A 1,884-nucleotide genomic window follows, 5' to 3' on the forward strand; every position below is an offset into this window, starting at 1 on the left:
AATCGCGGAGCTGGGTCAGCCAGTCGGCCGAAATCGCCGCGCAGCAGGCGATGGCGATGGACCTCGCGCGCGATGAGTGCGGATCGGACGCCGCCTGTGTGGAGCGTGTCGCCAACGACGCCTTCAGCGCTTGGGCCGAACGCGAGCAGATAAAGGAGCTTGCTGCCGGGATTATCCTGAGCTTGGGCGGGGGACGTGGAAGTGGTAAGCTGACGGGAGGGGATGACTCCCCCAATAGGACACAGCTCATTGACGACCTAGTGGCTGGCGGTACCAAGATCACGCCGGAGAATGTGGTCGATATCCGTAGGCTACCCGATGGCCGTACTGTTTGGTTGGAAACAGGGAATAATGCCGCTGGCCTCCAGCACATTAATCGGCACGCCGATGAGTTTGCTCAAAAAGGAATCTCACAGGAGCAAATCCCCGATGCCGTTTTCTCGGCTTTGGAACAAAACAAAGTCGTTGGCTATCAAGGCTCTGGTACGGGGCGACCAATATACGAAGTGAATTACAACGGCCAAACGAAACGTATTGCGATTACTGTTGGCGATAATGGATTTATTGTTGGGGCTAACCCCACGTCTGTTCCGTGAGGAAAAAATGACAACTGTACCTAAAAAGATTAAGTTGATGGCGGACTACGACAGTTGGTGTTTGTGGGATTTAGTGAACATTGGCAACATTGATCCAGAAACCCTTCCGCTCAGTCAACCGCTCAAAAAAGCGCTCCACGCTTGGGAAAAGAAATACAATGCAACGCTCAATAGGGAGAACCCTATCGAGTCGGGCTTTGCTTCTCAGGAAGATGCTCAGAAGTTTAATGTAGAAGGCTGGAGGCTATGGGAGCAGTTAACTGACGAACTGGACGGAATAGAGGTCGTTTATTTTGACAACGAGTTGCGCGCCGTGCTTGGAGCGAGACCATCCATCTAAATCTTTAGTCAGAATAACGAAGTTTATATGCAACTTGATCCGAGCCGTTTTCGTGCTGCGGCATTCGGGGCGGGTGCGAGCTTTGCTTCGAGACGCTGAAGGATTCCTACCTCACCAAGGATTTCCACCAGAGACAAACGTTACGGTTCGTCTGAAGTTGGATCAAGTAATGTCCGATTGCAATTGGGAAGAAATCCACGCTTTTCGCTCACCAAGCGAATACTATCGCTTTGTCCGATGGATCGAGGCTCAAGTCCGGGAAGGTGATTGCGAAGAAATTCCGGCACAGGGAAAAGGTGGCTGGTCAGTGGGATGATCGAAGGTTCAGATGCAAATCGACCAATGAGATATGGAAATTGTCTTGCCCTGATCCCGGGTATTTCGCGGGATCATGGCTGCCGGATGTATCTTCTGATGCAGAAACATGATTCTGCGACATCGTCGTTTCTTCCTGGCGGGCTTCTTGGACTTACGAGAGCCCCGCTTCTTGCGCTTGCGGCTCTGGCTGCAAAACCCGCGTCGGGGAGGGTAGCAGCTTTTTAAGCGAGCTGCACCGGGCGATCAGGCCGTCATCTCACTCGCCGCATTGGGCGAGCGGGTGGAGGCGTCTGCCGGGCGCGACCTTGTCATCCACTCTGTGCAGGACACGTCGACCTACCGCGAGAAGAGCCTCGGCGCCTCGCTTTCGCTCAGTCCGTCAGGCCTGCTCGGCGGCTCCTTCTCCTATGGCCGCACGACGGGCGACTATGCCAATGTATCGGAGCAGAGCGGCATAGTGGCGGGCGCGGGCGGCTTCGCCGTCGACGTCGAAGGCAAGATCGACCTGAAGGCGGGGCTGATCGTCTCGTCGGCCGATGCTCGGCTCAATTCGCTGAGGGCGGCGGAGCTCACCTTCTCCGATCTGGAAAACCGTTCCGAGGCGAAGACGGCGAGCTACGGCCTGTCGCT

The 1,884-nt window shown here is 55.3% G+C and carries 3 protein-coding genes; all 3 read left to right on the forward strand.

The annotated features are described in order from the left end of the window. A partial coding sequence (locus GM910_RS27065; protein ID WP_201285615.1) for a hypothetical protein occupies positions 1 to 596 on the forward strand: 596 nt, incomplete at its 5' end. A gap of 7 nt (positions 597 to 603) precedes the next feature. After that, positions 604 to 936, forward strand: coding sequence for a hypothetical protein (locus tag GM910_RS26835; RefSeq protein WP_159593947.1), 333 nt, complete (start codon positions 604 to 606; stop codon positions 934 to 936). A 598-nt stretch (positions 937 to 1,534) separates the two neighbouring features. Continuing rightward, positions 1,535 to 1,884, forward strand: a 350-nt coding sequence (locus GM910_RS26840; RefSeq protein WP_201285616.1) for a hemagglutinin repeat-containing protein, incomplete at its 3' end; no start/stop codon positions are given.

The organism is Chelativorans xinjiangensis, assembly GCF_009812055.1.
GTDB classification, from domain to species: Bacteria; Pseudomonadota; Alphaproteobacteria; order Rhizobiales; family Rhizobiaceae; genus Chelativorans; species Chelativorans xinjiangense.

What these genes read in the sequence shown, in the direction of transcription:
- GM910_RS26835 (WP_159593947.1), top strand. Translation starts at nt 604, where the DNA reads ATGACAACTGTACCTAAAAAGATTAAGTTGATGGCGGACTACGACAGT.